The 26,235-nt window shown below is 35.9% G+C and carries 22 protein-coding genes; all 22 read left to right on the top strand.

The genetic code is table 11. The features are described from left to right. The gene (locus PBT89_RS05115) at positions 1-1,614 is read left to right on the top strand and encodes a RagB/SusD family nutrient uptake outer membrane protein (RefSeq protein WP_270063679.1); all 1,614 of its coding nucleotides are present in this window, start codon (positions 1-3) and stop codon (positions 1,612-1,614) included. A gap of 109 nt (positions 1,615-1,723) precedes the next feature. Beyond that, on the top strand, positions 1,724-2,755 hold the full coding sequence (locus tag PBT89_RS05120) for a DUF4861 family protein (RefSeq protein ID WP_270063680.1): 1,032 nt from the start codon (positions 1,724-1,726) through the stop codon (positions 2,753-2,755). 1 nt (position 2,756) lies between these two features. Further along, positions 2,757-4,016, top strand: coding sequence for a glycoside hydrolase family 88/105 protein (locus PBT89_RS05125; protein ID WP_270063681.1), 1,260 nt, complete (start codon positions 2,757-2,759; stop codon positions 4,014-4,016). Between the two features lie 6 nt (positions 4,017-4,022). Further along, on the top strand, positions 4,023-5,651 hold the full coding sequence (locus PBT89_RS05130) for a glycoside hydrolase family 43 protein (protein ID WP_270063682.1): 1,629 nt from the start codon (positions 4,023-4,025) through the stop codon (positions 5,649-5,651). Between the two features lie 3 nt (positions 5,652-5,654). Then, on the top strand, positions 5,655-6,503 hold the full coding sequence (locus PBT89_RS05135) for a rhamnogalacturonan acetylesterase (protein WP_270063683.1): 849 nt from the start codon (positions 5,655-5,657) through the stop codon (positions 6,501-6,503). Continuing rightward, positions 6,503-8,956 (top strand): glycoside hydrolase family 95 protein, encoded by a 2,454-nt coding sequence (locus PBT89_RS05140; protein ID WP_270063684.1) that lies wholly within the window; start codon positions 6,503-6,505, stop codon positions 8,954-8,956. The genes PBT89_RS05135 and PBT89_RS05140 overlap by 1 nt, the downstream gene beginning before the upstream one ends. After that, positions 8,956-9,915, top strand: a complete 960-nt coding sequence (locus tag PBT89_RS05145; protein WP_270063685.1) for an alpha/beta hydrolase — start codon at positions 8,956-8,958, stop codon at positions 9,913-9,915. Before PBT89_RS05140 ends, PBT89_RS05145 begins: the two co-directional genes overlap by 1 nt. Then, complete coding sequence (locus tag PBT89_RS05150) at positions 9,915-10,901, top strand: pectinesterase family protein (RefSeq protein WP_270063686.1); 987 nt, start codon at positions 9,915-9,917, stop codon at positions 10,899-10,901. The genes PBT89_RS05145 and PBT89_RS05150 overlap by 1 nt, the downstream gene beginning before the upstream one ends. A gap of 17 nt (positions 10,902-10,918) precedes the next feature. After that, positions 10,919-12,154, top strand: a complete 1,236-nt coding sequence (locus PBT89_RS05155; protein ID WP_270063687.1) for a right-handed parallel beta-helix repeat-containing protein — start codon at positions 10,919-10,921, stop codon at positions 12,152-12,154. Positions 12,155-12,164: 10 nt separating this feature from the next. Further along, positions 12,165-12,929: a rhamnogalacturonan acetylesterase gene (locus PBT89_RS05160; protein ID WP_270063688.1), complete on the top strand. Its 765-nt coding sequence runs from the start codon at positions 12,165-12,167 to the stop codon at positions 12,927-12,929. Next, a complete protein-coding gene (locus PBT89_RS05165) occupies positions 12,929-13,276 on the top strand; it encodes a cupin domain-containing protein (protein ID WP_270063689.1) in 348 nt (115 codons plus the stop codon). Before PBT89_RS05160 ends, PBT89_RS05165 begins: the two co-directional genes overlap by 1 nt. Next, complete coding sequence (locus PBT89_RS05170; protein ID WP_270063690.1) at positions 13,266-14,636, top strand: glycoside hydrolase family 28 protein; 1,371 nt, start codon at positions 13,266-13,268, stop codon at positions 14,634-14,636. The genes PBT89_RS05165 and PBT89_RS05170 overlap by 11 nt, the downstream gene beginning before the upstream one ends. After that, positions 14,633-15,541, top strand: coding sequence for an alpha/beta hydrolase (locus PBT89_RS05175; protein ID WP_270063691.1), 909 nt, complete (start codon positions 14,633-14,635; stop codon positions 15,539-15,541). The genes PBT89_RS05170 and PBT89_RS05175 overlap by 4 nt, the downstream gene beginning before the upstream one ends. Before the next feature lie 57 nt (positions 15,542-15,598). Continuing rightward, complete coding sequence (locus PBT89_RS05180) at positions 15,599-16,843, top strand: tagaturonate epimerase family protein (protein WP_270063692.1); 1,245 nt, start codon at positions 15,599-15,601, stop codon at positions 16,841-16,843. Between the two features lie 9 nt (positions 16,844-16,852). Next, positions 16,853-17,758 (top strand): alpha/beta hydrolase, encoded by a 906-nt coding sequence (locus tag PBT89_RS05185; RefSeq protein ID WP_270063693.1) that lies wholly within the window; start codon positions 16,853-16,855, stop codon positions 17,756-17,758. Positions 17,759-17,848: 90 nt separating this feature from the next. Beyond that, complete coding sequence (locus PBT89_RS05190; protein ID WP_270063694.1) at positions 17,849-18,490, top strand: DUF3826 domain-containing protein; 642 nt, start codon at positions 17,849-17,851, stop codon at positions 18,488-18,490. A gap of 6 nt (positions 18,491-18,496) precedes the next feature. Further along, positions 18,497-19,279, top strand: coding sequence for an SDR family NAD(P)-dependent oxidoreductase (locus PBT89_RS05195; RefSeq protein WP_270063695.1), 783 nt, complete (start codon positions 18,497-18,499; stop codon positions 19,277-19,279). Between the two features lie 12 nt (positions 19,280-19,291). Next, positions 19,292-20,146, top strand: a complete 855-nt coding sequence (locus PBT89_RS05200) for a fumarylacetoacetate hydrolase family protein (protein ID WP_270063696.1) — start codon at positions 19,292-19,294, stop codon at positions 20,144-20,146. An 89-nt stretch (positions 20,147-20,235) separates the two neighbouring features. Then, on the top strand, positions 20,236-21,159 hold the full coding sequence (locus tag PBT89_RS05205; RefSeq protein WP_270058778.1) for a dihydrodipicolinate synthase family protein: 924 nt from the start codon (positions 20,236-20,238) through the stop codon (positions 21,157-21,159). Then, a complete protein-coding gene (locus PBT89_RS05210) occupies positions 21,159-22,655 on the top strand; it encodes a sodium:solute symporter (RefSeq protein WP_270063697.1) in 1,497 nt (498 codons plus the stop codon). Before PBT89_RS05205 ends, PBT89_RS05210 begins: the two co-directional genes overlap by 1 nt. Positions 22,656-22,665: 10 nt before the next feature. After that, positions 22,666-24,375 (top strand): hypothetical protein, encoded by a 1,710-nt coding sequence (locus PBT89_RS05215; protein ID WP_270063698.1) that lies wholly within the window; start codon positions 22,666-22,668, stop codon positions 24,373-24,375. A gap of 123 nt (positions 24,376-24,498) precedes the next feature. After that, positions 24,499-25,989 (top strand): glycoside hydrolase family 28 protein, encoded by a 1,491-nt coding sequence (locus PBT89_RS05220; protein WP_270063699.1) that lies wholly within the window; start codon positions 24,499-24,501, stop codon positions 25,987-25,989. Positions 25,990-26,235: the final 246 nt, after the last annotated feature.

A 26,235-nucleotide genomic window follows, 5' to 3' on the forward strand; every position in this document is an offset into this window, starting at 1 on the left:
ATGAATAAAATATATAAAATCAGCTTTCTATTATTTTCCATGATTTTGATATCATGTCAGGATTATTTAGAAGAAGATAATAGATCCAACGAAACAACAGATTTTTATTTAACAACTGAAGGATATAATTTGCTGGTAAATGCTAATTATGGATTCTTAAGAGAAATTTATGGAGGTGAGCCTTGGCTTTTTGCTGCAGGAACAGATATGTATGCTGAAGGACGTGAGAATGAGCCACCAGGTTTAAGTAGATATACACAACTTAATTCTAATTCTGATGGTGTAGGTCATTTATATAATGTTTGTTACAAAGCCATACAAACTGCTAATATGGGAGTCTACTATGGAGATTTAACAGAGCAATCTTCAGAGCTATCTCAACAAATTGGAGCTATAAAGTTTTTAAGAGCAAATTCATATTTTTTACTGGTTCAAACTTACGGAGGTGTTGCTTTAATTACAGATTATATACAAGAGCGTAAGTTAGAATTTGATCGTAATTCGGCTGAAGAGGTTTATAGTTTTATCATCGCTGAACTGGAAGAAAGTCTTGAAATGGTAGACGACAACCCTTATAATGGGAGGGTAAACAAAAGAGCAGTAAGGGATTTATTAGCGAAGGTATATCTTACCAGAGCGTACGAAGATTTTGGAAGTTCAACTGATTTTACGCAGGCAGCAGAGTATGCAGATGCGGCCATAAATGGGGAAGAATTAAGTCTTTCTTTTGCTGAACTTTGGACTCCTGATTATTCCATTAAACAAGGAACTATATTTTCTGTACAGTATGACGAAAGTTCTGTTAGTACAGATCCTTTTGAATTAGGACATAGACAATCTTCGTATTTTGGCCCATATCAAGGAGGATCGGAAATAGCTGGTGAAGCACCTTATAGAACTTATACGCTATGTCCTACACAATACGCTATAGATTTATTTACTGAAGATGATGATAGATGGTATACAACCTTTATGACCGAAGTATACGATCCATATTTTGCTTTTTATGAAACCGATGATTATGAAGGTTTACCAGTACAACATTATTATGAGGCAAGTTGGAATGATACAGATGATTTTAAGCAGGCTTATTTAGAAGAGCATCCAGATGCCGTATATCATGATTACGGAAGTTATGTGCCTTCAGTAAATCCTTCTAATGATTATCAAACGATACCAGTTAAGAAATTTGACGATCCAGAAGCACCTTTCGGAATTAGTACAAATAGAAATGATATTGTAATTTCTAGACTGGCAGAAACATATCTTGTAGCTGCAGAAGCCTATTTGCAATCTGGCGATGCAACGACTGGCCTAGAAAGATTGAACGCAGTAAGAGAAAGAGCAGGAGTAGAAGATGCTTTATTATCTGATTTTGATATTGATTATATTTTAGATGAAAGAGGTCGAGAGCTTTTAGGGGAATATCATAGGTGGTTTGATCTTAAAAGAACAGGAACTTTGGTAGATAGAGCTTCTAGGTATCATTACCTTATAGAGACGTCGAATTTCAGCGGAGCTAATGGAGAGTTGAAAATTCTAAGACCAATACCTCAATCAGCATTAGATCTTAATCAAAATAATGAATTTCCACAAAATCCGGCATATCAATAGTTAGTACATGTTTAGATTTTATTTTTAAGTTGATTGGTTAGTCAGAAGAGAAGCTTTGAATTTTAAAGCTTCTCTTTGGCTATTTATAAAACTAAAAACCGAAAAAATTATGAAGAGAATTATCCTACCAACATTTATGGCTTCAGCCTTATTTTTTACCGCATGTAAAGAAGAAAAAAAAGAAGCTGACAATCAAAATGAAACCACAGTAGAAGCCAAAGAAACCAGTTGGCAAAAACCTGATAAAAATGCAAAAACCTACGCAGAGCTTTCCATTAGAAAAGGAGATAACTGGGAACCGAAAAAATTTGGCGGAGGTGAATTCGAAAATGTAGATTCACTTCAACTTCCTGAGGGGCATTCCGATCATGCGTATTATATTCGGTATGAAGGTCCGGGATGGGAAAACAGTCAGGTTGGATTTCGATTTTATTTAGATTGGCGAAATGCGATTGATATTTGGGGAAAGAAAACAGATACCATTGTTTTACCTTATGTAGGCCAGGAAAACTATGAGGATTATCACCATGATTCAGGGTGGGGACAGGATATTCTTAAAGCTGGAAAATCTGTAGGTCTTGGCGGTTACGGAAGGTTTATGAACGATTCAGTAGCTCATTTTAGAAATGTTGAAAAAACCATTGCTTCCGTAGAAAATTCGTCTGCAAGTTCGTCGGTGATGATCGATTATGATGGATGGAAAACAGGAGAGGATACAATTGATCTTGATACTAAATTTACGATTTATCCAGAAGGAAGGTTTAGCAAAATTAGCTTGACTCCTTCTACTGAAATTGATGGATTAACTACTGGAATCGTGAAATTTGAGGATATTGATCTAGTCGAAAAGAAAAGTCAAGATGGAGAATGGGGTTATATCGCAACCTATGGCACTCAAACTTTGGTGAGTGATGAAGACCATTTAGGAATGGCAATTTTCTATAAAACTTCAGAAATTGAAAAGGTTCAGGATGGACCTCATGATCACCTGGTTATTTTTAAACCTACTACGAAAGATATCAATTATTACATCCTAGCTGCTTGGGAGCAGGAAAAAAACGGAATACAAAATAAAGAAGACTTCATGAAAAGTCTTGATGAGCATTTAAACAAGCTTCAGGAAAACGGTAAATTATATTAAGATGAAAAAGAAAGAATATAGCATAATTATAAGTTCGGCAGTTATAGCTTTGATTTTATTTGGAATGTTTTCTTGTAAAAATGAAAATAGTTCTAAAGAGGATGCTGAATCAAAGAAAGAGGTTCCAGCAAAAGAAATTTCTGAAGATCTTAAATGGTCAGAACGTATGATGCTTTCTGAAATAAAAAGATTTCCCGAAGCATCGAAACTTGATTTCGTAGATAAACCAAGGTGGAGTTATACGAACGGATTGGTGTTAACCGCAGCACAGAGAGTATATGAACAAACACAAAAAGAAAAATATTACGATTATATGTATGATTATGCCGATGAACTTATCGAAGAAAACGGTAACATAAAAACCTACGATATAGAAAAGTATAATCTCGATATGATAAAATCTGGAGATGTTTTATTGTACTTATATCCAAAAACTAAAGAAGAACGCTTCAAAAAAGCCGCAGATACTTTAAGAAAACAACTTGCTGGGCAGCCTAAAACTTCCGATGGTGGATTTTGGCATAAAAAACGTTACACACATCAAATGTGGCTAGACGGTTTATATATGGCAGAACCTTTTTATACGCATTATACTAAAATGTTTTCTGAAGGAGAAAAAGCTGAAAAGGCTTATGATGAAATTGTACGTCAATTTGATTTAATTCAAAAACATACTTTAGATCAAGAAACTGGATTATTATATCACGGTTGGGATGAAAGTAAAGAGCAGAAATGGGCAAATAATGAAACCGGTACTTCACCTAACTTCTGGTCCAGAGCAATGGGCTGGTACGGTATGGCGATGGTAGATGTTTTAGATTATTTACCAGAAGATCACCCTGGGAGAGAAAGAATAATCGGTTATTTAAACCAATATGCTGAAGCTTTACTAAAAGTTCAGGATCAAGAAACCGGACTTTACTATCAGGTGTTAGATAAAGCTGATAAAGAGGGCAATTATATTGAAGCTACAGGCTCATCAATGTTTGCTTATACTTTTGCTAAAGGAGCCAATAAAGGATATTTACCTGAAAAGTATTTAGACGAAGCTGAAAAAACGTATCAAGGAATTATAAATAATTTGATAACTGTTGAAGACGATGGGACTGTGAACTTAAATCAATGTTGTGCGGTAGCAGGTCTTGGCGGAGACCCGTATCGAGATGCTTCGTTTGAATATTATGTAAATGAAGAAATCCGTTCTAATGATCCAAAAGGAACCGGACCATTTATTATGGCTAGTTTAGAATTAAATAAGTAATTAAAAATGAAGTTTTTACCACTATATTTATTGTTATTCACTGCCGGTTGCGTTTTGGCACAACAAAATGATAATTACGTTTCTGAAGTCTGGGTATCCGATCAAGGCGATGGTACCTATAAGAATCCGATTCTGCATTCAGATTATTCAGATCCAGATGTAACTAGAGCAGGCGACGATTATTATATGACGGCTTCTAGTTTTAATGCAGCTCCAGGATTACCAATTTTACATTCTAAAGATATGGTGAATTGGGAGTTAATTAATTATGCACTTCCTAAACAGGTTCCGGTAGCACATTTTGAAACACCACAACACGGGAATGGCGTTTGGGCACCGGCAATTCGCTATCATAATAACGAATTTTATATTTATTGGGGTGATCCCGATTTTGGGATTTATATGGTGAAAACCGATGATCCGGCTGGCGAATGGGAAGCGCCTGTTTTGGTAATGGAAGCCAAAGGCGCTATCGATCCTTGTCCGCTTTGGAATGAAGACGGTAAAGCTTATTTAGTTCACGCTTGGGCAGGAAGTCGTGCCGGTGTAAAAAGTTTATTAACCGTACATAAAATGTCTCCAGACGGCACTCAAGTGTTAGATGAAGGACGTCATGTTTTCGATGGTCACGAAGATCATCCTACCGTAGAAGGTTCTAAATTTTATAAACGAAATGGCTATTATTACATTTTCGCTCCCGCAGGTGGCGTAGCTACCGGTTGGCAGTTAATTCTTCGGTCAAAAAATATTTACGGACCTTATGAAGAAAAAGTGGTATTGGAACAAGGAAAAACCGAAATTAATGGTCCGCATCAGGGCGCTTGGGTAGAAACTCCGAAAGGTGAAGATTGGTTTTACCATTTTCAAGATAAAGATGCTTATGGAAGAATTGTGCATTTGCAACCTATGAGCTGGAAAAACGATTGGCCGGTAATGGGCGAAGATCAGGATGGTAACGGGATCGGAGAGCCGGTACTTCAGCATCAAAAACCAAAGGTTGGTAAATCTTATGCCATAGTAACACCAAAGGAAACCGATGAATTTACGGCTGATAGTTTAGGCATTCAATGGCAATGGAATGCGAATCCAAATATACTATGGCACGCCAAGTTGCCAGGGAATGATTATTTGCGATTATTCAGTATAGCTCAGCCTGAAGACGCTAAAAATCTTTGGGATGTTCCCAATTTATTGTTACAAAAATTTCCGGCACCTGAGTTTACGGCGAGTTCAAAAATTACTTTAATTCCTGAAGATGCTGAAATGCAACGTAAAGCAGGCTTTATCGTAATGGGGAGAGATTATTTTACCTTAACCATAACTCAAAAAGACGGAGATTTTTATTTGCAGCAAACTGAAGCGATAAGTGCAGATAAAGGTGCCAAAGAGATCGTTTTAGAAGAGAAAAAGCTGAAATCGAATACGGTCTATGTAAAAGTTGAAGTTAGCGCTCCAAATGCAGAATGTCAGTTTTTATATAGTGAGAATGGAAAAAATTATAAAAAATTAGGAAAGCCTTTTCAAGCCCGAGTAGGAAAATGGATCGGTGCCAAAGTAGGCCTTTTCAGTATAAGTCCGGCAGATGCTAAAAGAGGCGGTTATGCCGATGTGGAATATTTCAGAATAAAAAAATAAAAGATGAATTACTATAATAAAATTGCAATTATTGCTTGCACAGCTATGTTATCATTTGGCTGTGCTGAAAAAAAAGAAGATTCCACTCCAAAAGTTAGTCAAGAAGAGGAAAATACAAAAGAAAATCCTCAAACTATATTTCTAATAGGAGATTCTACAATGGCAAATTATGCCGATGATTACGAACCCGGTAAAGATTATATGCAAACGCGCTATCCGGTAACCGGTTGGGGACAGGTTTTTCAGCAGTTTTTTGTTAAAGATAGTTTAGCCGAAGTAAAGAATATTATCCATACCGATTCAGTTATTGTAGATGATCGCGCGCGTGGCGGCCGTAGTACCCGAACTTTTTTTCAGGAAGGTAGATGGCGAAACGTTTTTGAAGAATTGAAAGAAAACGATTTAGTGATCATGCAATTTGGACATAATGATGCCGCAGAAAACAAACCGGAACGTTATGTAGATATTGAAGGTTATAAAGAGTTTTTAAGGCTTTATGTAAATCAAACTAGAGAGAAAGGTGCAACGCCTATCATCTTAACTCCGGTGGCTAGAAATTATCCTTGGGAAGACGGTCATCTACAAAATGTACACGGCGAATACGATCAAGCGCCAAAAGACGTAGCCAAAGAGATGAATGTAGAACTAATTGATTTAAATCAGTTGTCGATGGATTACTTTTCTAAGAAAGGCAAAGATTTTGTATCTGAAAATTACTTTATGAATTTGCCGGCAGGAAAGTACGAAGCTTATCCTGACGGGCAGAATGATAATACTCATTTTCAGCCCAAAGGAGCAGAGGCCGTTGCGCAATTGGTATTTAATGAATTAAAGAAAGTAAAGACTAAATAATGAAATTAAAGTTCGTTTTTATCCTATTAATGAGTGTTCAGCTTGTGGTGGCACAGCATCAAAATCAGTTGTGGTATGATGAGCCTGCAGACAATTGGAACGAGGCTTTGCCTATAGGTAATGGTCGTATTGGAGGGATGATATTTGGAAATGCAGCCAAAGATCAAATTCAATTGAATGAAGAAACCATTTGGGCAGGTGAGCCGGGGAATAATGTTCCGGAGGGAACTTATGCTAATATTGAAGAAATTAGAAAATTACTGTTTGCCGGAAAATACAAAGAAGCTCAGGATTTAAGTAATGCAACATTTCCACGTCGACCTCCGGAAGATAATAATTACGGTATGCCTTATCAAACCATAGGTAGCCTTTGGTTAGATTTTGATCATAATGATGTTCAAAATTATAAACGAAGTCTAGATATTGAAAACGCTACGGCAAGCACAAGTTATACTTTGAATGGAGTCGAATACAAACGGGAATACTTTGTATCGTATCCCGATCAAGTGATGCTTATTCATCTAAGTGCAAGTGAACAAGGGAAAATTTCTTTAAATTTAAAATATACCACACCTCAGGTAAAGAATTCAGTAGTCGTTCAAGACAATGCTTTAGTTCTTAAAGGAATTTCAGGAGATTATGATAATAAAACAGGTAAAGTAAAATTCCAGTCGATTGCATTTCCGCAGTTAACCTCAGGTAAACTAATAGAAAATGAAGATCATTTACGTATTGAAGGTGCCGATGAGGTTACTATTTTGGTAAGTATAGGAACCAACTTCAAAAGTTACCAAGACCTATCAGGAGATCCTGAAAAAATAGCTCAACAATTCCTAGACAAAGCAAAATCGAAGTCTTTTTCAACGCTAAGAAAAGATCATATAAACGATTACCAAGCCTTGTTTAATCGTGTTTCTTTAGATCTGGGGAATCAAAATACCGACAGTCAGAAATTACCAACTGATGAACGTTTACAGAAATTCGCTACAGAAGAAGATCTTTCTTTAGTGGCATTATATTTTCAGTTTGGTCGTTATTTATTGATTTCTAGTTCGAGAGCCGGTGGGCAACCTGCCAATCTTCAAGGGATTTGGAATCACGATTTAACGCCACCTTGGGATAGCAAATACACCGTAAATATTAATACCGAAATGAATTATTGGCCGGCAGAAGTAACTAATCTTTCAGAACTGCATCAGCCGTTATTCAAAATGATTAAAGAACTTTCAGAAACCGGTCAAGAAAGTGCAACAGAAATGTATAAGGCACGAGGCTGGAATATGCATCACAATACCGATTTATGGAGAGTTACGGGAATTATTGATGGTGGTTTTTACGGAATGTGGCCAATGGGTGGTGCCTGGTTAACCCAGCACGTTTGGCAACATTATTTGTTTACCGGAGATAAAGAATTTTTAGCAGAATATTATCCTGTCTTAAAAGGAATAGCCAGATTTTATGCAGATGTGTTACAGGAAGAGCCGGAAAATCAATGGTTAGTGGTTGCTCCTTCAATGTCGCCGGAAAATAAATATCAGGATGGCGTAGGAGTAAGCTACGGTACTACGATGGATAATCAATTGGTTTTCGATGTGTTTTCAAACGCTATTAAAGCTTCAGAAATTTTAGAAACGGATAAAGAATTTAGAAAAGAATTAGAAGCAAAGCGAAAGCGCTTACCACCAATGCAAATAGGGAAAATCTCACAATTGCAAGAGTGGATAAAAGATTGGGATCGAGAGGGAGATCATCATCGGCATATTTCGCATTTATATGGTTTACATCCATCAGCTCAAATTTCTCCGTTTAAAAATCCGGATTTATTTCAGGCTGCACAAAATACCTTAACTTATCGTGGCGATAAATCTACCGGGTGGTCTATGGGCTGGAAAGTTAATTTTTGGGCTAGATTGCTAAACGGAAATCGGTCTTACGACCTAATTAAAACGCAACTTACGCTAGTAAAGGATGGAACCGAAGAAGGCGGAACATATCCTAATTTATTAGATGCTCATCCGCCATTTCAAATTGATGGAAATTTTGGTTGTACCGCCGGTATTGCAGAAATGCTGTTGCAGTCGCAAGATGAAGCTTTGCATCTTTTACCGGCTTTACCGGATTCTTGGAAAGAAGGAACTATGAAAGGATTAAAAGCCCGAGGTGGCTTTGAGGTAGCTATTAATTGGAAAAATAGTCAGCCTCAAGTTGTAAAAATTGAATCAAAAAATGGCGGAGTTTGTCGCATTCGTTCTGAAGTGAAATTGTTTTCTGAAAATGGAAAAGAATTAAAATTGGCTAAAGGCGAAAGTAAAAACAGCTATTACCGGAAACCGGAAATTAAGAAACCACTAGTTTCCGATAAAGTTGAATTTTCAAGTCTACAACTGCCAACGTATTACGTGTACGATTTGGAAACCGAAAAAAATAAAACATACCTACTAAAATCTAACTAATGTATAGGAATAGCATTAAAAATTTCATTGTTGTGTTTGTAACTTTGGTTATGGGGAGTAGCGCTTTTGCTCAAAAAAAAGTAGAAGTGCGCCCCTATACCATTGCTACTACTGTAGAGAAATTTAAAAAAGACTATCCATTTATCAAAGGTATTGAGCCTTTGGAATCTAAGCATTTTTTAGCTGAAGAAGACATTGTATATAAAAAAACAGCAACATCAGTTTTAAAACTAGATGTGTATTATCCTTCAGAAAAAACTGATAAAAACTGTCCTGGTGTGCTGTTAATTCACGGCGGCGGATGGATTTCCGGTAGTAAGGAAAATCAGCGAATTATGGCGCAACATCTTGCTGATAACGGATTTGTTGCAGTAACCGCTTCTTATCGGTTAAGTCAGGAAGCTGTTTATCCTGCCGGAGTGATTGATTTAAAAGATGCATTACGTTGGATGAGAAAAAATGCTAAAACTTATAAATTAAATCCTAATAAGATTTCAGTTTTAGGAACTTCCGCAGGAGCGCAATTAGCGACTTTAGTTGGGGTAACGCCTAATTCAGAATTGTATAACGAAAAAGATAACGCAATTTCTTCAGCAGTTCAAGCGATTGTAAATGTAGATGGTATAGTTTCATTTGTACATCCTGAAGCTGATGCTGAAGGTGAAATTGCCGGACTTTGGTTAGGCGGTATGCGAAACGAAAATTATAAGAACTGGAAAGAAGCATCACCGTTAGAATATGTTGGCGCCAATACGCCTCCAACCTTATTTATCAACAGTTCGATGCCAAGATTTCACGCGGGGCGTGACGATATGATTAAAATTTTAGATGAAAATCATATCTATTCTGAAGTTCATACGTTGGAGGGTTCTCCACATTCTTTTTGGTTATTAGAACCTTGGTTTGAGCCTACGGTAGATTACACCGTTGCCTTTTTAAACAAAATATTTAAAAATTAATGATGAAGAAATTACTACCCATATTCGCTTTATTTTTAATCGTTCAATGTGCTATCGCTAAAGAGCCCTATCTGAAATTAACGGTGGCTCAAGACGGAAGTGGCGATTTTAAAACCATTCAAGAAGCGGTAAATTCTACCCGAGATTTAGGTCCCGGTGAAGTTGAAATATTTATCAAAAACGGAACTTATAAAGAAAAACTAGTCATTCCCAGCTGGAAGCATCAACTCACATTGTTAGGGGAGAGCAAAGAAAAAACGATTATTACAGGAAACGATTATTCGGGTAAAATCGATGCAGTTACCGGTAAAGAACTATCAACCTTTACTTCATCTACCGTTTTAGTGCAGGGAGACGATATTCATTTCAGAAATCTAACCGTTCAAAATACGTGGTGTGATCGCGGTCAGGCAGTAGCGCTTCACGTAGAAGGAGATCGTTTTATTGCTGAAAATTGTCAATTATTAGGTTGTCAAGATACGTTATACACAGCAACAGAAGGCAGTCGCCAATATTATAAAAATTGTTATATAGAAGGAACAACCGATTTTATTTTCGGAGAAGCTACTTGTGTTTTTGAAGATTGTACCATTAAAAGTCTGTATAATTCTTATATAACTGCGGCAGCAACACCCCAAAATCAAGAATTTGGGTATGTGTTTTTCAACTGTAATTTAATCGCGAAAGAAGGGATTGATAAAGTGTATTTAGGAAGACCTTGGCGTTCGTATGCGAAAACGGTATTTATTAATGCAACCTTAGGAGATCATATTGTAGAAAAAGGTTGGGATCCGTGGACGGGAGATAAGATGTTTCCAAAAAAAGAAAAAACTACCTATTACGCAGAATATAATAATAAAGGTGAAGGCTCAGCTCCCCAAAAGCGTGTCAACTGGTCACACCAATTATCAAAAAAAGATATCAAAAAATATACATTAGAAAATATATTCTCGGGAAACTGCGAATCTTGGATTCCTAATAACTAATATTAACTGCAAGTAATATGCGAAAACTATTTATAAATTATAGAATATTGCTTATAGCCATAGTCCTAATTACAGCTTGTAATTCTTCAGACGACGATTCAACTACGGAAGAGCCTACTCCTGAAATTCCGGAAAATCCAGAGACTTCTTCAGCAATTTTAGTGAATACTTCTCAAGAATTTAGAGAGGCATTACAAGATGCTGTAGCTGGAGATTCAATTATTGTTGCTCCGGGAGTTTACGAATTTTCTACACCTCTAAAAATTTCTTCTTCCGGGACAGAAAATGAACCAATTGTGGTGTTGGCAAAAACTGAGCGACCTGTTATCGATTTTTCAGCAATGCAAGAAAATAGTGCTAATCGAGGTTGGACCATCGATCAGGATTATTGGAAAATAAAAGGGTTTAAAATTCAAGGAGCCGGCGATAATGGCATGTTTATTAGTGGCAGTAATAACATTATCGAATTTTGCGATTTTTTAAGAAATAAAGATAGCGGACTGCAAATTGACAATGGCGGTGCAAATAATTTGATAGTAAATTGTGATTCGTATTTTAATGCAGATTCTTCTATCGAAAATGCAGACGGATTTGCTTGTAAGTTAACTGCGGGTAGCGGCAATATATTTCAGGGATGTCGCGCCTGGAATAATTTAGATGATGGTTGGGATGGTTATTTACGAAATAACGATAATATTTCAACTACCTACATAAATTGCTGGGCTATTAAAAATGGCTATTTAGAAGATGGCACAAAAGGTTTGGGAGATGGCAACGGTTTTAAAATCGGTGGTAGTGATACTAAAGATTTAAAACATCATGCCACATATATACGATGTTTATCGGTGGGGAATATTTATGATGGATTCGATCATAATAGTAACCGAGGAACAATTGAAATTTACAATTGTTCGGCTTATTTAAATGGTAGAGATTATGCTTTTGGGAGTACGAATCCGGCTGAAAAATTAATTATAAAGAATTCTATTTCTTTAGATGGCACCAATAGTTTTAAAGCAACTTCCACAGATATTTCTAACAATAGTTGGATGAACGGATTTTCTGTTTCTGAAGATGATTTTGAAAGTTTAGTAGTAGAAGAATTAACAGCGACTCGCCAAGCAGATGGTAGTTTGCCTGCAATCAATTTTATGCATCTAGTTTCAGGAAGCAGTTTGATTGATGCAGGAGTTGCAATAGATAATATTGAATTTAATGGAACCGCTCCCGATTTAGGGGCATTTGAATTTTAAAATAAAAATTATGAGAGTTTTATTAGCTAGTTTTTTAATGCTGTTATCGGTGCAATTATTTGCACAAAAATCCCCAACATTATATCTTATAGGAGATTCTACTATGGCCGACAAAAGAGATCCTGAAGAAAATCCGGAGCACGGCTGGGGACAAATGCTTCCGGAATTAATGACCGATAATATTACTATAGAAAACCATGCGGTGAATGGCAGAAGTAGTAAGAGTTTTATAAGTGAAGGTCGATGGAAAACGGTTTACGATAAATTAAAACCAGGTGATTTTGTTATTATTCAGTTTGGTCATAACGACCAAAAAGTAAATTCTCCAGATCGCTATACCAATCCTTTTACAGGCTACCGTTACAATCTCGAAAAATATGTAAAAGAAACGCGAGAAAAAGGAGCAACTCCAATATTAATGAGTTCTATCGTACGTAGAAATTTTAATGAATTCGGCACTTTAGCAGATACCCATGGTAGCTATCCATTGGTGGTAAGAATGGTTGCTAAAGACTTAGATGTGCCGTTTATCGATATGCAATGGCTTACTGAACAGCTAGAAGAAAAATATGGAGAAGAGGAATCTAGAAGCTTACATCTGCATTTTGCCCCGGGTGAAGTTGCCTATTACAAAAAACGTAAAGATGATGATACGCACCTTTCTGAAAAAGGCGCAACTTTAGTAGCTACTTTAGCTTTAAAAGAAATCGCCAAGAAAGATTTACCTTTAAAGAAGTATATCAAACCAACTACCCTTAAAAAAGAAATTTTATAATGTACACGCCACCATTATTTTTCAAAGATAACGAGACAGACTGGGAACGCGCTGCAGAAGGAATTACCCGAAAATTTATTGGTTACAATCCGCAATTAATGTTAGTGAAAGTGAAATTTGAAAAAGGTGCTATTGGAGATTTGCATGATCATTTTCACACACAAGGATCGTATGTAGCTTCCGGGAAATTTAAAATTACAATTAATGGCCAATCTAAAATATTAGAAGCCGGAGATGGTTTTTTTGTGTTACCAAATACCGAACACGGGGCTGAATGTTTAGAACCTGGCGTTCTAATCGATGTTTTTAATCCTATACGTGAAGATTTTTTAGAGGATGAAAACTAAAATTGCTTGTTATTTACTGGTTTTATTTCCGTTGCTGAATTTTGCACAGCTTTCTTCTGAAGAAAAACAGGATAAAATCGACGAAATCGTCAACCGAATTCAGTTGCCGGAAATTCCTGAAGTTGAAGTTTCCATATTAGATTATGGCGCGAAACCCAATTCAACAAAAGACAGTAAAAAAGCATTTGATAAAGCGATAAAAGCGCTCAAGAAAAAAGGTGGCGGAAAATTAATGGTTCCAAAAGGGGAATATCAATTGGAAGGGCCAATTCATTTAATTAGTAATATGGAACTTCATTTAGCTGAAGGCGTATTGCTAAATTTCGGCACAAACCCAAAAGATTATCCGATGGTGCTAACTAGTTGGGAAGGAACGATGCTGTACAATTATAGTCCGCTGATTTACGGAAAAGATTTAAAAAATGTCGCCATCACCGGCAAGGGAACCATAAACGGAAACGGAAAAGAATTTTGGCAAACTTGGAAAAGTAAAGAAGATCCTGCTAAGCAAAAAAGTCGGGAAATGAATCATAATGCTACTCCGCTGAAAGATCGGCAATTTGGTGAAGGCAGTTATTTACGACCACAATTGTTACAGTTGGTAAATTCAGAAAGCATTTTAATTGAAGATATCCGAATTGAAAATGCTCCATTTTGGTGTGTTCATTTATTAAAATGTAAAAGTGCAACCTTACGCGGATTGTCGTACGATTCGCACAATAGTAATAATGACGGAATCGATTTAGAATATACCAGCGATGTATTAATCGAAAACGTTACTTTCGATAACGGCGATGATAATGTAGCGATAAAAGCCGGAAGAGATGATGAGGGCAGAGCCAATTCAGCAACTCCTTCAGAAAATATTGTGATGAGAAACTGTTTGCTGAAAGGTCTTCATGCCTTTGTAATTGGGAGCGAAATGAGTGCTGGCGTACGGAATGTTTTTGTGCAAAATTGCAAAGCGCACGGATACCTAAAACGCGGAATCTATTTTAAGACCAATCCCGATCGTGGCGGTTACATAAAAGATATTTATATCGATGACCTGAAATTCGATAAAACAGAAGATCTTTTTTATATCACTTCATACTATCACGGTGAAGGTGAGGGATATAATTCAAAAATTTCCGATATTTATATCAATAACATTACATGCAAAGAAGCCACGGGAACGGCAGTCGTTATTCAGGGATTTAAAGAAAGTAAGGTTGAAAATGTGCAACTGAGTAATATCCGTGTTAAAAAAGCAGCAAACGGGATGACAATCACTAATACTAAAGGAGTGCTTGTCGATAATCTGATCATAGATGATGAGGCAGGGATTCCCACCGCTGCCGGAAAAGAAATTAAAAAATGAAAAAATCAATACTGTTTTGCGTTTTATTATGGATATCCCTTAAAATTGATGCGCAGGAATATATAAATCTCTGGCCAGAAGGATCGATGCCTAATTCTAAAGGGATGAGCCTTGATCATCAGGAAGAACGCCAACGGATTACTCAGGTAAAAACACCTGGGATGTATGCGTTTTTTCCACCGCCGGAAGAGCGCAATGGCACTTCGGTAGTCATATTTCCCGGCGGCGGTTATCATCATTTAACCTATGATCTTGGCGGCTTTCAGTTGGCTAAATGGTTTAATACCCAGGGTATAACCGCTTTTGTATTAATTTATCGACTCCCAACGTCTCCAGATCTTAAAAGTAGACAACAAGGACCCATTCAGGATGCGCAACGTGCTTTGAAAATTATTCGGCATAGGGCAATAGAATGGTCTCTAGATGTGGATAAAGTGGGTTTGATGGGAAGTTCGGCCGGTGGACATCTTGCCGCTACTCTAGGTACCCATTTTACCGATTATTCACAAATAGACGACACTTTAGATACGATTGATTTTAAAGCAGATTTTATGATCCTCGTTTCTCCGGTTATCAGTTTAGGTGATTATACCCACCAGGGGAGTCGGGAAAATTTTCTGGGCACAAAACCCAACGACTCACTAATTAGAGCCTATTCCAATCAATTTCACGTCAGTAAACAAACGCCACCCACTTTTCTGGTTCACGCCGCAAATGACTCAGCCGTAAGCCCTATAAACAGTATGATGTTTTATCAGGAAATGTTGAAGAATAAAATACCAGGCAGTATGCATATTTTTCCTAAAGGAGGACATGCCATTGGGATGTATAACGCTTCAAAACTAACCGATCAATGGAAAGAGCTTTGTACAATCTGGTTAAGCGAGATGGAATTAATACCTTAAATGTATTGAAAGTCAACTGAATTCTTTAACTTAAGAATTAACTAAAACAAGCAACCTATGGCCATTCTAAATAAATATTCATTCGGTACAGGAGACCGATTTGGAAAAGAAGGAGAGGCGCAGTTAGCAGCCATAATTCAATTAGAAAAAGATGAGGTTTTAGTTACGCCCGTGTGGAATAAATCAAATCGAGAACATGAAACCGTAAAATCAAAACCGCAAGAAGTTCTGGAAGAAGCGAAAAAGGCTACAAAATCCTTAAATTTTTCAAGAGATTATTGTATTGATGCCGATCATATTAATCTGGAAACCGTAGCGCCTTATTTAGAATACAGTAATTTTTTTACCATAGATGTGGCTAAGTTTATCAACAAAAAGGCTTCTTCAGAAGAGATTACTGAGTTTACTAGTTTTTTTCAGCAGTATTTGAGTGCTTTTAAAATAGAAGGAATCGAAGCGGAAATAGCTATTTCTGAAGCACAATTTCAGAAAATGATCGATACCTTTTTATTTGCCATGAAGAAAGCTTCAGAAGTTTATTTCTATATAAAATCCAATAAAAACGATAAATTTTATACGGAAGTTTCTATAGATGAAGTTGAAAATCCGCAAACACCCACTGAATTATTTTTTGTGCTTGCCGCATTGGCTTTTTATCAGGTTCCGGTAAACACCATCGCGCCAAAATTTACAGGTAACTTTTATAAAGGTGTTGATTATGAAGGAAATTTAGATCAGTTTAGTAAAGAGTTTGAAGCTGATTTATGTGTTCTAAAATTTGTAAAAACAGAATTCGGTTTGCCAAAAAACTTAAAACTAAGTGTGCATAGTGGAAGCGATAAATTTTCGATTTATCCGGTTATCAACAAACTTATCAAAAAACATGAGAGCGGTTTGCATTTGAAAACAGCTGGCACCACCTGGCTTGAAGAAGCTATAGGTCTCGCAGAAAGCGAAGGGAAAGCATTTGATTTTATAAATCGTTTGTATGCTGAAGCCTTAGATCGTTATGATGAACTTACTGAAAATTATACCGAAGTTTTAGATATCGATAAGGCAAAGCTTCCCGATAAAAATGTATTCAAAAACGGCGAAGCTTTTGCAAATGCGTTACGGCACGATCAAAAAAATCAAGCTTACAATCCACATTTTCGGCAATTGATGCATTGTGCTTATAAAATTGCTGGCGAAAAAGATGAATTTTACACTTTGCTAGATTCTTGCCAAAATAAGATTGAAGAAAATGTGACTTATAATTTATACGAACGTCATTTGAAGCCTTTGTTTGGGGATTTAAATTAATTATATTTTATGCAAAGAATTTTAATAGTACTGAGCATGTTTTTCACATTAGCTAATAGTGCCCAGGATATGGAAATAGCACTTTGGGATTTGGAAATTCCGGATAGCAAAAAACATTCAGATTATCAGGAAGAACAAAAATTTGATGATGGTAAATTATCGCGAGCAAGTAAAGTATCCGAGCCTAAAATTTATGCTTTTTTCGCTAAAGAGAATACTTCTAAAACTGCAGTAATTATTTTTCCCGGAGGTGGTTATAGCCATTTATCAATGAGTAAAGAAGGATTTAAAGTAGCAGAGTGGTTGGCATCAGAGGGGATTTCAGCATTTGTAGTTAAATATCGATTGCCAGATGATCGAATCATGAAAGATAAGTCTGTAGGCCCCCTTCAGGACGCTCAGCGAGCAGTTAGATTAATTAGACATAATGCCGAAAAATGGAATTTAGACTCTGATAAAATAGGGATTATGGGATTTTCAGCTGGAGGTCATTTAGCCGCAACGCTTTCCACTCATTACGATAAAAAAGTATACTTAAATAAAATAGAAGAAAGCGCCAGACCCGATTTTTCAATTTTAGCTTATCCTGTTATTAGTTTAACTTCCGCAATTACTCACGAAGGTTCTCGCAGACGCCTTTTAGGAGAAAATCCATCCGATAATTTAGTTACACAATTTTCTAATGAATTTCAGGTTTCAGAAAATGCACCACCAACATTTTTAGTACATGCTTTAGATGACCATGCTGTTCCTGTAGAAAATACTTTAAACTATTTTAATGCATTAAAAGAAAATAATATACCAACAGAATTGCATATTTATAATGATGGAGGGCATGGATTTGGTCTTGCAGAACATCTACCTAACAATCTTTGGCCCAAATTATTATTGGAATGGTTAAAAACTCAAAACTAAATTAGATAACTCAAATTTTACTGGGAGGTACAGGATAGAATAAAAATAGATAGGTTATAAGTTTAGAAATTAATCAAAGTTTAGTTTTTAATGGTAAAATATAAATATATCCTTATCGCAATAATTTTGGGTATTACTGGAACGATAAATTCTCAAAACCTGAAAGACATGTCTGAAAGTGACAGAGATCAGTATTCCAGGACTTCAAAATGGGTTTCAGATCTCAATATAATGGATAGCAGTAAAACTGAAAAAGTTCGTACTCTTATATTTGAACAGCTTAAAACTATTCGAGATTATCATAATTCACATTCATATACTATAGTTCCTGAGGGGATTAATCCAAAAACGGGAGATAAATTAAGTGATTTAGACAGACGTATAATTGCGCATTCTGCACAACCTGCAGATATTCATGAAAATTTCATTTCATCTCTAAGAAAGGAATTGACAGAAGAGCAAGTTGTGAAAATTCTAGATTATCATACGGTAGGAAAAGTCGATTTCACAATGAAGGCTTATAAGGAAATAGTGCCAGATCTATCAACTGGTGAAATTAAGCATGTAAGGGGGCTTTTAGAAGAAGCCCGGGAGCGTGCAATCGATTTTAAAAATATGGAAGAAATATCTGCAATTTTTGAAATTTATAAGACAAAAGCAGAGGCTTATCTAAATAGTAATGGAAGAGATTGGAGACAGCTTTATAAAGATTATGTAAATAAGAATAATTAGAAGAATATGAAGTCAACTTTTGATTTAAAAGGGAAGAAGGTAGTTATAACAGGCGGTAGTAGTGGAATTGGTGAAGCAATCTCTAAAAAGTTAGTAGCTCACGGAGCAGATGTAGTTATTTTAGACATTAATATCGATAAAGCAAACCAATTAAAGGCTGACACTTCAAAATTTGAAGGAAGTTTAAATTTAGTGGCCTGTGATATTTCTAATTATAAAGAGACACAGGAAGTATTTGCTGCTATTGAGAAAGAACATAATATTGATATATTAATAAATAATGCTGGTGTAGCACATGTTGGTAATATTGAAAATACATCAGAAGATGATCTTGATAAAATTTATAATATAAATGTAAAGGGTGTCTTTAATTGTTCAAAAGCGGTTATTGCAGGAATGAAATTGCAAATGAGTGGACTTATATTAAATATGGCTAGTATTGCTTCCGTTGTAGGAATTGAAGATCGATTCGCTTATTCAATGTCTAAGGGAGCTGTTTTAACGATGACTTATTCTTTAGCTAAAGACTATTTAAAATATAATATTCGTTGTAATGCCATCTCACCAGCTAGAGTACATACGCCTTTTGTAGATGCCTTTATCAAAAAGAATTATCCCAATGAAATTGATGAAAAATTCGAGGAATTATCTAAAACTCAGCCAATAGGCAGAATGGGGGCACCTGAAGAAGTCGCCGCGCTAGCACTATATTTGTGTTCGAATGAAGCTAGCTTTATAACAGGAACTAATTTTCCTATTGATGGAGGGTTTATAAAGTTAAATGGATAAAAAATATATATAATGAAATTAATAAGATTTGGATCCCCAGGAGAAGAAAAACCAGGGATAGAACTAGAGGATGGCACACGTATTAGCGTAACTGAATACGGCAGTGATTATGACGAAGATTTTTTTGCTAATGATGGGATTAAAAAGCTTGAAAAATGGCTTGAAAATCATAAAGAATCCTGTGAAATATTATCTAAAGAAATAAGGTTAGGACCACCAGTAAAAAGACCGTCTAAATTAATTTGTATAGGTCTTAATTATGCTAAACATGCTGAAGAAAGTGGAGCTGAGGTTCCTAAAGAACCGGTGATTTTCTTTAAAGCTACCAGTGCTATTGTAGGCCCTAATGATAATCTAGTAATTCCAAAAGATAGTCAGAAAACAGATTGGGAAGTGGAATTAGGCATCGTTATAGGAAAGAAAGCTAGTTACATTTCCAAAGAAGAAGCAATGGATTATGTTGCTGGATATGTATTACACAACGACTATAGCGAAAGAGAATTTCAGTTAGAGCGATCCGGTCAATGGGTTAAAGGTAAAAGCTGTGATACATTTGCACCTTTGGGTCCATTTCTAGCCACGAAAGATGAAATTTCTGATCCCGAAAATCTTGAGTTATGGTTAAAACTAAATGGAGAAATTAAGCAGCAAAGTAATACTAACGATATGGTATTTGGAATTGCCGAAGTTGTTAGTTACTTAAGTAAATTTATGAGTTTGCTGCCTGGTGATATCATTTCAACTGGTACTCCTTTTGGTGTAGGTATGGGACTTAAACCGCAAAGATATTTAAAGCCTGGTGATGTTGTAGAATTAGGAATTGAAGGTTTGGGAAGTTCGAAACAAAAAGTTATTTCCTGGAGTTAATCTCTAGTTATAGCTCCAAGACGGTACAGGATGGTTTATTTCTTTCAAGATAATATTTTTGAGAGAAACCTACATATCTTTTTGAGCACATGACTAACAATACAGAAAATCAATTTAGAGGTATTATACCTCCCATGATCACACCTTTAAATAATGAGAGCGAGCTCGATCTAAAAGGTCTTAAAAATTTAATAGAACATATTCTTAAAGGTGGGGTCCATGGATTATTTATATTGGGTACTACGGGGGAAAGCGCAAGTTTGCCATATGCATTAAGACATCGATTAATAGAAGAGACCTGCGATATCGTGAAAAGTCGTGTTCCTGTTTTAGTTGGTATTACAGATACAGCGGTTTCTGAAAGTCTTAAATTGGCCGAAACCGCTAAACAGTGCTGTGCTTCTGCCTTAGTAGCCGCTCCTCCTTACTATTTTAGCCTCGGCCAGCCGGAATTAATTGAGTATTACGAATATCTAGCTGATAGATTGCCATTACCTCTATTTTTGTACAACATGCCTTCACATACAAAGATAAATATAGAACCAGATACGGTAAGTTATCTTTCCAGACATGAAAAAATTATAGGCTTAAAGGACAGTTCAGGCAATACTGCCTATTTCAATAAGCTTTTACATAAAATGAAAGATCAAAAAAACTTTGCATTATTTGTAGGGCCGGAAGAAGTTACAGCTGAAACCGTTATGTTGGGAGGAGCTGGTGGTGTAAATGGTGGTGCTAATATGTTCCCTAGACTTTATGTTGAATTATATAGTGCAGCGGTAGCTGGAGACATCGAAACTGTTAGGAATTTACACGAACTAGTAATGGAAATTTCTGCAGAAGTCTACTCTCTAGGAAAATATGGGTCTAGCTATTTAAAAGGGTTGAAATGCGCTTTAAATCTTATGGGAATATGTAGTGACTTCATGTCTTCACCATTGCATAGGTTTAACCAACAGGAAAAAGATCAACTTCAAGGTATTTTGCATAAAATTCAAAAGAAACTTCGATAATGGGATTACCTATCGTTGACCTCCTGGTATTTACACTTTATCTGCTCGCAATTCTATTTTTTGGAATATCATTTTATTTTAAAAAGAATAGAACGACGAAAGATTATATGACTGGAGGTCAGCGAATACCGTCTTGGGCAATAGGAATGTCTATTTTCGCTACTTTTGTAAGTAGTATTAGTTTCTTAGCATTACCGGGCAAAGCTTATTTAAGTAATTGGAATAGTTTTGTATTCAGTCTTTCTATTCCCATAGCTGCTTTTTTTGCGGTTAAGTTTTTTGTTCCCCTTTATAGGAAAATCAATAGTCAGTCTGCTTATTATTACCTGGAAGAAAGATTTGGCTCGTGGGCAAGAAATTACGCTTCTATATGTTATTTATTAACTCAACTTGCCCGAATGGGCACCATTTTATATTTATTAGCTTTACCGGCCAACGCCTTATTAGGTTGGGACATTAACACTATTATTATTGGTACAGGAGTATTTGTGATAATCTATGCAGCTATGGGAGGAATAGAAGCTGTAATTTGGACAGATGCAATTCAGGGAATTGTTCTTATTTCAGGAGCTTTAGCCTGCTTAATACTAATTATCATTTCTGTGCCTAATGGAGCTGAGCAAATTATTCAAATAAGTCAGGAAAACAACAAATTTAGCCTGGGAAGCTTAGACCTAAATTTTAAAGAATCTACGTTTTGGGTAATTCTTATTTATGGAATTTTTATAAATCTTCAAAATTTCGGGATAGATCAAAATTACGTTCAGCGTTATATGAGTGCGAAAACAGAAAAAGAAGCCAAAAAATCTACTTGGTTTGGAAGTTTACTTTATATACCAGTCTCGCTTTTATTCTTCATGATCGGCACAGCACTTTATGCTTATTATAAAATTAATCCAGAGCTGCTTCCTGAAACACTTATGGATATTGCTGAAGCCGATAAAATTTTCCCTTATTTTATAGTATCGGAACTCCCAAAAGGGGTAACGGGATTACTAATAGCTTCTATTTTTGCAGCTGGCATGAGCACAATTTCCACCAGTATTAATAGTAGTTCAACAGTTATTTTAACCGATTTTTTCAAACGAAAAAACAAGTCTTTTTCTAGTAAAGCTGAATTCAGAATTTTGGCTATTTCGGGGATTGTCATGGGATCTGTAAGTATAATAGTTTCACTTGCTATGACTTCAGTGAAAAGTGCCCTAGACACCTGGTGGGCATTATCTTCAGTATTTAGTGGAGGAGTGCTTGGCCTTTTTTTATTAGGTTTTGTATCTAATAAAATAAAACAAACAGAGGCTGCAATTGCCGTTATTCTAGGTATTTTGGTTGTAGGATGGATGAGTCTTACACCCTTATTAATCACTTCTGGAAAATGGCTGGCTTTTAAAAATCCTTTACATACCAACCTAACCATAGTCATTGGAACAATGGTAATATTTTTAAGCGGTTTTTTATTGAATATTCTTTTACGAAAAAATAAGCGTCTAATCTAAAATTTTAACTATGAGTGCCAGATTGCTATCTAAGGAAATAAATCAAAATACGTCTAAGGCTGTAATAGGAATTTTTGCGCCTTGCGATCCAAGAATAGATGAAAATAGTCGCGACAGATGTAAAAATTTGGTGAGAAACACGGCAGAACAACTTTCGGGTGCTATAAAACTTCCATGCGGTAATGTAGTAGAGGTCGTTTACTCAGATATATTAGTTGATCTTGAGCCCCAGGCCGATATGGTAGCTAAGCAGTTTTTACAGGCCGGTGTTAATATTTTAGTGTGCATACCAGATACGTGGTCATTTCCTCAACTAACTACAATTTCATTATTATCTCATTTTCCTAAGGACATTCCAATTAATTTTACTACTGGAAATTCAGCTGCTCGTCCGGGAGTAGTATATACTCATGCCACTAATGGAGCAATTGCACAATACGGTAAACTGTCTCATATTAATATAGGTGCATGGCCTGATAAAGGGCAAAACCCTAAAATGAGTACTGAAACTTTAGTTGCGCTGATAGATTGGTGTTACGCAGCAACAACTTTTCAAGGCTTAAAGGGAAGAAGAATCGTAATTTTTGGTCATGATTCTATGGGGATGGAAACAGCGCTACCTCATGTAATGGAAACCAGGAATCGATTTGGAATTGAGATCACCAGACTGGATATGAAGCTTTTGTCGGATATGCTTCAAAAACAATCCTACGATAAAAAAGAAGTTGAAAAACTAAAAAACTGGCTTTATTCACACGGAAAGGAACGGATTGAACTCCCTACAGAAAAGGATGAAGAATTATTGGAAAAAAGTCTTGCATTATACTTAATCGTTAGAGATATTATAAAGGATCTCGATGCCGTTGGTGGAGGTTTTATGAGCCAGTTAGAATGGGGGTCTGATGATCGTGGGATTCAATTGCCTGTAGCCGATATTATGGAATCGTTATTTAATTCTACCTTCGATCATAATGGGGAGAAAGAAGTAATCCCTTTTGCAACTGAAGCCGATGTTCAAGGGCTTTTAACGCAGCTTTTTATGACCTGGCTTTCCGGTGGTAACCCTCCATTATTTATGGATTTTAGAAAAGTATATGAAAAAGAAGACGCAGCAGCGCTAGCTAAAGATCATGGAATCAAAGATCTTAAAAATAAAAAATGGATAGAAAAAGGATTCGTAGACGGTGTTAATTCTGGTTCTGCATCGTTTAATTGGGCTGCTTCGCCTGGTGCTTCAGAAAAGGAAATTATGAATAAAATCCAGTTCCCAAAAGCGGTAGATTACTTCTTCTATTTAGGCAATTCGGTTCATTTTAAATCTCCAGGAGAGATTAAAGGTGTAGCTGCGAGACTATCTTATTCCTCTTTGAGCGGAATGTTCTCAATGCTTTGGGATGAAGCTGAAACAGTAGAGCTTCCAGCAGAAGTCGCTCAAAAAGTTTGTGATGGAGCTAATCCAACCTGGCCACACACTTTTGTAATTCCCAAATATGCTTCAATGATAGAATATAAACAGTATGCTCCTGCAAATCATTTTCATATGACATGGGATTTGAAACCTGCCAGATTGCAGTACTGGATGGATTTTGTGAATGTTATCTCACTAACGCCATGGGCGGCGCGACCGCAATTTATAGAAGGAAAAGATAGGCCATTACCTTTAGTTTATCTTTTGAATGGAGGAGAAGATCTAGCCAAAACAAAGCTTGCAGGGAAATAATATAAAGTATTATTGATGAGATATTTAATGAAATACCTTTTTTACATAATCTCTTTTTTAATAATAGTTTCTTGCAAAAATGAATCAAAGAAATTAGCATTAGAGAAAGAAAAATTTTATAATTTGGATAGCCTGCCGACTATAGATGAAGTTGGAGCAGCAAACCTTCCAGACACTATAGCTGCAATTGAAGCTCCTTTTGAAATGCCAAAATTTCAGAAACCGGTTTTTGCTGATCATACGATCAATATTCAGGAAAAGGGAGCAAAACAAAAAGAAAAAATCACAGAAATAATTCAGAAATCCATAGATGACTTAAGCGCAATTGGAGGTGGTAAAGTAATTATTCCGAAAGGTAAATGGAAAACTGGCAGAATCTCGTTAAAAAGTAATATAAATCTGCATTTAGAAGATGGAGCAGAACTATATTTTTCGGGACAATTGGAAGATTACAGACCCGCGGTTTTCACTCGTCATGAAGGGGTAGAAGTAATGTCTCTAGGGGCTTGTATCTATGCATTCAATCAGGAGAATATAGCGGTAACCGGTAGGGGGACTATTTATGGTCCCGAAGAAGGACCTGTAAGAAGTCAAATGATGACCGAGAATGTTACGGAAAAATTTGTACCCATAGAGAAACCTGTTGAAGATAGAATTTATGAAGGTTATAATAACGAACCTATTTTTTTACCAATGTTAATTTCTCCAACAAATTGCAAAAATGTTTATATCGAAGGAATTACCTTAGAAAGGACAGCATTTTGGAATATCGTGCCGGTATATTGCGACGGGGTTATTATAAGGGGCGTAACCGTTAATTCGGTTGGGATTCCAAGAGGAGATGGAATTGATATTGAATCTTCAAGAAATGTTCTTATTGAATATTCTACACTAAATAGTGGCGATGATTGCTTTACAATGAAAGCAGGTAGAGGAGAAGATGGTATAAGAGTAGATAAACCCACGGAAAATGTGGTTGTAAGATATTGTTTGGCCAAAAAAGGACATGGTGCAATAACAATAGGAAGTGAAACCGCAGGGACGATTAGAAATCTTTATATTCACGATTGTGTTTTTGATAACACAGGAGTAGGAATTCGATTTAAAACTCGTAGGCCACGAGGTGGAGGAGGAGAAAATTTATATTATAAAAGGTTAAGAATGAACCTACACGGTACTGCGTTTAAATGGGATATGCTCGGCCAGCCAATGTACGTTGGAGATATGGCTAAGAGAAAACCAGTGCTAGAAGTTAATATATTAACTCCAACATTCAGAGATATTTTTATAGAAGATATTTTAGTTGAAAAAGCAAAAACATTTTTAAAATTATACGGCATACCAGAATCACCAATGACTAATCTGCAAATGAAAAATATAGAAGTAAAGAAAAGCGATGAGCTTTTTATCGTAAATGATGCAGATCAACTGGTTTTCAATAATATAAATATTACCAGTAAGGATTCTTTAATGGTGTTTCTGGATGCTAGAAACATCAGTTTTAAAGATGCGATATTTAACGTTTCTGGGGATACTTTAAAGATTAAAAGAGAGGGTAATCTTACCGAAAACATTTATTTTAAAAATACAAATATTCCATTTGTTCATAATTAGATGTATGGTTGACGCTTCTTTATATCAAGAAGGTTTTTATTTAAAGCAAGTGTTCTTATTTTTAGATATTTATTAAATTTCTATCCTTAATAATTTTTCCTTTTAAATCAGTGGCATCATAATTTTGAAAAAACTTCAAAGAACTTAGAATATGATAATTTCTGATGTGAAATTTTAGATATCTTTTTAAAAACAGGATGCGACAGGATACTTTCCTATTCATTAGTTAATAAATTTAAGAAACCT

It is taken from the genome of Zunongwangia sp. HRR-M8 (genome assembly GCF_027594405.1).
Classification (GTDB): Bacteria; Bacteroidota; Bacteroidia; order Flavobacteriales; family Flavobacteriaceae; genus Zunongwangia.